This is a genomic window from Streptococcus sp. 23.2, from assembly GCF_016648665.1.
GTDB classification, from domain to species: domain Bacteria; phylum Bacillota; class Bacilli; order Lactobacillales; family Streptococcaceae; genus Streptococcus; species Streptococcus salivarius_E.
Genome location: NZ_JACLQJ010000011.1, coordinates 83,865 through 90,213, shown reverse-complemented (window position 1 = coordinate 90,213; position 6,349 = coordinate 83,865). Strand labels below are relative to the sequence as shown.

General features: G+C 37.0%; 6 protein-coding genes and 6 tRNA genes. 10 read left to right on the top strand and 2 right to left on the bottom strand.

All coding sequences use genetic code 11. The annotated features are described in order from the left end of the window. Nucleotides 1-81 precede the first annotated feature (81 nt). The 8 genes from H7T98_RS07180 (at nucleotide 82) to H7T98_RS07145 (ending at nucleotide 2,308) form a co-directional block, all read left to right on the top strand. Nucleotides 82-154 (top strand) — tRNA-Val (locus tag H7T98_RS07180). A 2-nt stretch (nucleotides 155-156) separates the two neighbouring features. After that, nucleotides 157-229: transfer RNA gene (locus H7T98_RS07175), tRNA-Asp, on the top strand. 19 nt (nucleotides 230-248) lie between these two features. Further along, nucleotides 249-321, top strand: a tRNA-Lys gene (locus tag H7T98_RS07170). A gap of 5 nt (nucleotides 322-326) precedes the next feature. Then, nucleotides 327-408 (top strand) — tRNA-Leu (locus H7T98_RS07165). A gap of 12 nt (nucleotides 409-420) precedes the next feature. Then, nucleotides 421-493: transfer RNA gene (locus H7T98_RS07160), tRNA-Thr, on the top strand. 7 nt (nucleotides 494-500) lie between these two features. Continuing rightward, nucleotides 501-572 (top strand) — tRNA-Glu (locus H7T98_RS07155). A gap of 89 nt (nucleotides 573-661) precedes the next feature. After that, nucleotides 662-1,594 carry a manganese-dependent inorganic pyrophosphatase gene (locus H7T98_RS07150; protein ID WP_175057408.1) on the top strand — a complete coding sequence of 311 codons (933 nt, stop codon included), beginning with the start codon at nucleotides 662-664 and terminating at the stop codon, nucleotides 1,592-1,594. A 54-nt stretch (nucleotides 1,595-1,648) separates the two neighbouring features. Continuing rightward, nucleotides 1,649-2,308 carry a DUF1803 domain-containing protein gene (locus H7T98_RS07145; RefSeq protein WP_175057409.1) on the top strand — a complete coding sequence of 220 codons (660 nt, stop codon included), beginning with the start codon at nucleotides 1,649-1,651 and terminating at the stop codon, nucleotides 2,306-2,308. A gap of 29 nt (nucleotides 2,309-2,337) precedes the next feature. Here H7T98_RS07145 and H7T98_RS07140 read toward each other — a convergent pair whose 3' ends face one another. Both H7T98_RS07140 and recX read right to left on the bottom strand, forming a co-directional pair. Beyond that, nucleotides 2,338-2,871 (bottom strand): DUF402 domain-containing protein, encoded by a 534-nt coding sequence (locus H7T98_RS07140; RefSeq protein WP_002886644.1) that lies wholly within the window; start codon nucleotides 2,869-2,871, stop codon nucleotides 2,338-2,340. 70 nt (nucleotides 2,872-2,941) lie between these two features. After that, nucleotides 2,942-3,718 carry a recombination regulator RecX gene (gene recX / locus H7T98_RS07135; protein WP_084915013.1) on the bottom strand — a complete coding sequence of 259 codons (777 nt, stop codon included), beginning with the start codon at nucleotides 3,716-3,718 and terminating at the stop codon, nucleotides 2,942-2,944. Nucleotides 3,719-3,752: 34 nt separating this feature from the next. On the opposite strand from recX, the gene rlmD reads away from it, so the two are divergent. Beyond that, a complete protein-coding gene (rlmD, locus tag H7T98_RS07130; RefSeq protein ID WP_201061579.1) occupies nucleotides 3,753-5,108 on the top strand; it encodes a 23S rRNA (uracil(1939)-C(5))-methyltransferase RlmD in 1,356 nt (451 codons plus the stop codon). 109 nt (nucleotides 5,109-5,217) lie between these two features. Beyond that, nucleotides 5,218-6,210, top strand: coding sequence for an aspartate--ammonia ligase (gene asnA / locus H7T98_RS07125; RefSeq protein WP_013990097.1), 993 nt, complete (start codon nucleotides 5,218-5,220; stop codon nucleotides 6,208-6,210). The last annotated feature ends 139 nt before the right edge of the window (nucleotides 6,211-6,349 follow it).

The following is a 6,349-nucleotide window of genomic DNA, read 5'->3' as shown; positions in this document are numbered from 1 at the left end:
CGAACACAGAAGTTAAGCCCTAGTACGCCTGATGTAGTTGGGGGTTGCCCCCTGTTAGATACGGTAGTCGCTTAGCGCAAAGGGAGTTTAGCTCAGCTGGGAGAGCATCTGCCTTACAAGCAGAGGGTCAGCGGTTCGATCCCGTTAACTCCCATAGGTCCCGTGGTGTAGCGGTTATCACGTCGCCCTGTCACGGCGAAGATCGCGGGTTCGATTCCCGTCGGGACCGTTCAAGTAGAAATATTTGAGACTCGTTAGCTCAGTTGGTAGAGCAATTGACTTTTAATCAATGGGTCACTGGTTCGAGCCCAGTACGGGTCATATATGCGGGTGTGGCGGAATTGGCAGACGCACCAGATTTAGGATCTGGCGCTTAACGGCGTGGGGGTTCAAGTCCCTTCACCCGCATTAGAAAAGTTAGCCGGCTTAGCTCAGTTGGTAGAGCATCTGATTTGTAATCAGAGGGTCGCGTGTTCAAGTCATGTAGCCGGCATAAAGATGGTCCGTTGGTCAAGGGGTTAAGACACCGCCTTTTCACGGCGGTAACACGGGTTCGAATCCCGTACGGACTATATTTCGAGTAACTTAGGTTACTCTTTTTATTTTGTTTCTTTTTTTTATATGTTATAATAACTTATAATACTATTTTTGAGGTGAATTTATGTCTAAAGTTTTTGTTTTTGGTCATCAAAACCCTGATTCTGATGCGATTGGGTCTTCTTATGGATACGCTTATTTGAAACGTCAACTTGGCGTTGATGCTGAAGCCGTTGCTTTAGGTACTCCTAACGAAGAAACTGCTTTCGTTCTTGATTATTTTGGTGTTGAGGCACCACGAGTTGTTGAATCAGCTTTGTCAGAGGGAGTTAAGCAAGTAATTCTTACAGACCATAATGAGTTTCAACAATCTATTTCAGATATTAAGGATGTTGAGGTCATTGAGGTAGTAGACCATCACCGTGTGGCTAACTTTGAAACCGCTAATCCATTAATGATGCGATTGGAGCCTGTTGGATCAGCTTCTTCAATTGTTTATCGTATGTTCAAAGAAAACAATGTTGAAGTTCCTAAGGAAGTGGCTGGTTTGCTTTTGTCAGGTTTGATTTCGGATACTCTTCTCCTTAAATCTCCAACTACACATGCTTCAGATCCTGCAGTTGCAGCTGAACTTGCAGAAATTGCTGGAGTTAATTTGGAAGAATATGGACTTGCTATGCTTAAAGCTGGTACTAATCTTTCTTCTAAATCTGCTGAAGAACTTATTGATATTGATGCCAAAACTTTTGAATTGAATGGCAATCAAGTTCGTGTTGCACAAGTTAATACAGTTGATATTTCCGATGTTCTTTCTCGTCAAGAGGAAATCGAAGAAGCTATTAATAACTCAATTAAAAGCAATGGATACTCTGACTTTGTCTTAATGATTACTGATATCCTTAATTCAAATTCAGAAATTCTTGCACTTGGTTCAAATACTGATAATGTTGAAAAAGCCTTTGATTTTGTTTTAGAAAATAATCATGCTTTCCTTGAAGGTGCCGTTTCTCGTAAGAAACAAGTAGTACCACAGTTGACTGAAAGCTTTAATGCATAAAATTAGGCCGTCAGGCCTTTTTTTAGTGGTCTGATTAATGGTATAATACTTCTTATGATAATACAATTTAACCCAAACAAACTATGTAAGCAAGCTTTTTTTATGGAAATAGTGAATTATCTATATCTTAATCAGCCTGTGACCCTGAGAGCAATAAAAAGGGAGTTTCCTTTTCAAAAGAATATAGATAAATTAATTGAGGAGTTTGTAAAAGCAGGCTATATTGAACGATTTGAGAAACGTTACCGTTTATTAATTAGTCTTGTGTCGGATTCTTCTAAAATTGACTTAGACCAGCATTTTTTTATTAATGATGATTCTTCTTGTTATTTAGAACTATTAAATCGTAGTTTTGTTACTGAGATATCTAATTCTACTAATGATGTTGTTATTATCGAACAAACGGGTATCACGAGAGACGAACTTACGATTTCAAATTATTTCTATAAATTAAGAGAAAATCTACCATTATCTGAAGAGCAGAATAGATTATATGACAAATTAGGGGATGTTAATCCTGAATACTTTTTGAAACATGTAACGACTTTTCTATTAAAATACATAAGGAAGGAGTATGTACTTCAAAAGAGGAGGAATATTTTTGTTGATGCTTTAGAATTATTAGGGTATCTTATTCAAGTAGAAGAAGGTCGTTATCTTTTGAATATGGACTTAGATTCCGAAGCATTAGTTTTTAGTGCAAAAAAAGACTAGTATTATTACTAGTCTTTTTTATGACAACTTTAACGATTCCTTAGTTCAAGATAACGTTTGTACCAGATGTTAACATAAGATTGTGAAAATGGCCCCTTACCATTGTTAATCCAATCTACCAAGATTTTAACATGTTCCTTTAAGATATAGTCAATATCAGGAGAGTAATGCATTTCTTTTTTATGTGTTTCATACTCATCTACATCTAGCAATTTTTTTTCACCATCAGCGAAGACCTTGACATCTAGGTCGTAGTCAATATATTTTAGTGCTTCTTGGTCCAAAATATATGGACTAGCTAAATTGCAGTAGTAGGAAATGCCGTTATCCCTAATCATGGCTATAATATTAAACCAGTATTTTTTGTGGAAATAAACAATAGCAGGTTCACGTGTTACCCATCGTCTTCCGTCTGCTTCAGTAACGAGGGTGTGGTCGTTAACGCCAATAACAGCATTCTCAGTTGTCTTTAGTACCATAGTATCGCGCCAAGTACGGTGCAAACTACCATCATGCTTATAACTTTGAATTGTGATAAAGTCGCCTTCTTTTGGTAATTTCATGGCGTCCTCTTTCTACAATAAGGGTTATCCCCTTTATTGTATCATAATTTTTTGAAAAGAGGGGGAATACCTATAAATATTCTCTTAGAGCGGATGCTATGGCATCAAAGTCATAACCTTTTCGGGCTAAAGATTGTGTCAAGCGTTGCTTAAGCTCATAACCGTCGTATTTTTTACTAAATTTTTGATATTGCTTATCAATTTCTTTATAAAGTAGAGCTTGCTCATTTTCTTCATCTGCTTCAAGTTCTAGATGATCGATTGCTAGTTTACTTTCTTGGAATGAAAAACCTTTATTGATAAGGCTTTGAGTTAATTTATCTTTTAGAGCTTTAGATGGTAGTTTTCCCTGATATTTTCGTAACAGTTTTGAGGCTACTTTAATGGCTATTTCTGAGAAATCAAATTGGCTTAAAACATCGTCAATGATTTGTTTGTTACAACCTTTTTGAAGCCATTTTTGCTTCAGCACATAGGCCCCTTTATCGCCTGAATTCAGATTTTGTTGAGCTAGACTTTCTAGGAGTTTGTAATCATCAATCCAATGATTCTTTTTTAGATTATCAATAATTTTGGGAATTATATGAGGGTTTATTTCATGTTTAAAAAGGTAATCTTTTACTTCTTTCTCAGTACGTTGTTTAAATGAAATAAAATAGAGAGCTAGGTTTTTACCATGCGAGAACTGAGCAAAGGATTTAATATCCTCTAGTTGATCTTTGTCCAGTATCATTTCTTTAGTCAACATGTATTTAACGATGGTATCTTCTGTAACGTAGAGACTCTCTTTTTTGTCTATCTCAAGGAGATAAAGTCTCTTTTTCTTCTCGATTTTTGTGATTTTCATAGTTATTATTATATCAAAATGTTAGAATGGTAGTATGAATTTACAAGTGAAACAGCGTATCCCGCTTAAGATAAAACGCATGGGAATCAATGGCGAAGGCATTGGTTTTTATAAGAAAACTCTAGTTTTTGTACCAGGGGCTTTGAAGGGTGAAGAGGTGTTCTGTCAGATTGTTTCTGTTAAGAGAAACTTTGTTCAGGCGAAATTATTAAAGATCAATAAACCTTCTAAGTTTCGTGTCGAACCTGCATGTAATATTTATGAAGACTGTGGTGGTTGCCAGTTAATGCATCTTCGTTATGATAAGCAATTAGAGTTTAAAACTGACTTGTTAGGACAAGCCTTGAAGAAGTTTAAACCGGCTAATTTTGAGTCATATGACATTCGTCCAACAATAGGGATGAAGCAACCACAACATTACCGAGCTAAACTACAATTTCAAACCCGTTCTTTTGGTGGCTCAGTTAAGGCTGGCTTATTTGCGGAAGGGAGTCATCGCCTCATTAATATTGATGATTGCCTAGTTCAGGATGAGCTAACTCAAGCCATTATGAATAAGGTGACAAATTTGTTAGATAAATACAAGTTACCAATTTATAATGAGCGCAAAATTGCTGGAATTCGTACTGTTATGATACGACGTGCTTTGGGTTCAAATCAGGTCCAGTTAATTTTTGTAACCTCTAAATCAGTTTCTTTCACAAAATTAGTTAAGGAATTGACGGAAAGTTTTCCAGAAATCGTAACAATCGCTGTCAATTATAACTATTCGAAATCTAGTGAAATTTATGGACAGGATACTGAGATTATTTGGGGACAAGACACGATTCAAGAAGAGGTACTGGACTATAACTTCGCTCTCTCTCCTCGTGCATTTTACCAGTTGAATCCTCAACAAACAGAGGTACTCTATGGTCAGGCTGTTGAAGCTTTGGATGTGGATAAGGCTGAACATCTTATTGATGCTTATTGTGGGGTTGGTACTATTGGACTTGCTTTTGCAAATAAGGTAAAGAGTATTCGAGGTATGGATATTATTCCTGAGGCTATTGAGGATGCTAGGAAGAATGCCAAATCACTTGGACTGGAAAATGCTCACTATGAGGTGGGTAAAGCAGAAGATATCATTCCACGTTGGTACAAGGAAGGGTATCGAGCAGATGCTCTTATTGTGGATCCCCCTAGAACTGGTTTAGATGATAAGCTACTTAAAACGATACTGGACTACACTCCTGAAAAAATGGTATATGTTTCATGTAATGTATCCACTTTGGCTAGAGACCTAGTTTCTTTGGCTAAAGTATATGATGTTAATTATATCCAGTCAGTAGATATGTTTCCTCATACGGCTCGAACAGAAGCAGTTGTGAAGCTAACTAAGAAAATGTGATAAAACCTAACATAAAAAACAAGAAATTTTCAAAATTGTTGGAAAATTTCTTTATTTTTCTGAAAAATAGGAGTATAATAGGCTTATCGATTTTTTAAAGGAGGAGCGTATGAAAAAGAGCTTCATTCATCAACAAGAGGAAATTTCTTTTGTGAAGAATACTTTTACACAGTATTTGATTGATAAACTTGACGTCGTTGAAGTGCAAGGGCCTATTTTGAGTAAGGTCGGGGATGGTATGCAGGATAATTTGAGCGGTATTGAGAATCCTGTAACTGTTAATGTGCTTCAGATTCCTGACGCAACATACGAAGTTGTTCACTCATTAGCAAAATGGAAACGCCATACTTTGGCTCGTTTTGGTTTCAATGAAGGTGAAGGGCTCGTGGTTAATATGAAGGCTCTTCGTCCAGATGAAGATTCATTGGATGCAACGCACTCTGTTTACGTTGACCAATGGGACTGGGAAAAAGTTATTCCTGACGGACATCGTAATATCGCTTATTTGAAAGAAACTGTTGAAACCATTTATAAGGTTATTCGTTTGACTGAGCTAGCAGTTGAAGCACGTTACGATATTGAAGCAATTTTACCTAAGAAAATTACCTTCATCCATTCAGAAGAGCTTGTTGAGAAGTACCCTGATTTGACACCAAAAGAGCGTGAAGATGCTATTACCAAGGAATATGGTGCTGTATTCTTGATTGGTATCGGTGGTGTTCTTCCTGATGGAAAACCACATGATGGCCGTGCACCTGACTATGATGACTGGACAACTGAGTCTGAGAATGGTTACCATGGTTTGAATGGAGATATCTTGGTTTGGAACGAACAATTAGGACATGCTTTTGAATTGTCATCAATGGGTATTCGTGTTGATGAAGATGCCCTTAAACGTCAGGTTGAAATTACTGGCGACCAAGATCGTTTGAAATTGGATTGGCACCAAGCCTTGTTACATGGCCTTTTCCCACTAACAATTGGTGGAGGTATTGGTCAATCACGTATGGCTATGTTCTTGCTTCGTAAGAAACATATTGGTGAGGTTCAAACTTCAGTTTGGCCAGATGCCGTTCGTGAAACTTACGAAAACATCTTGTAAAAAAAAGCACTAACGAAAGTTAGTGTTTTTTGGTTTGCAATAGCTATGCATAATTGATTAATGAATAGGCTATTGGAGTAGATATGATAAGAGCTGGCTTAGTTTTTCTCATAAAGAAAAACCTTTCCCCTGAAGGAGA

Bases quoted from the DNA above. Each gene is read 5' to 3' on its own strand.
- H7T98_RS07150 (WP_175057408.1), top strand. From the start codon at position 662: ATGTCTAAAGTTTTTGTTTTTGGTCATCAAAACCCTGATTCTGATGCG.
- H7T98_RS07145 (WP_175057409.1), top strand. From the start codon at position 1,649: ATGATAATACAATTTAACCCAAACAAACTATGTAAGCAAGCTTTTTTT.
- H7T98_RS07140 (WP_002886644.1), bottom strand. From the start codon at position 2,871: ATGAAATTACCAAAAGAAGGCGACTTTATCACAATTCAAAGTTATAAG.
- recX (WP_084915013.1), bottom strand. From the start codon at position 3,718: ATGAAAATCACAAAAATCGAGAAGAAAAAGAGACTTTATCTCCTTGAG.
- rlmD (WP_201061579.1), top strand. From the start codon at position 3,753: ATGAATTTACAAGTGAAACAGCGTATCCCGCTTAAGATAAAACGCATG.
- asnA (WP_013990097.1), top strand. From the start codon at position 5,218: ATGAAAAAGAGCTTCATTCATCAACAAGAGGAAATTTCTTTTGTGAAG.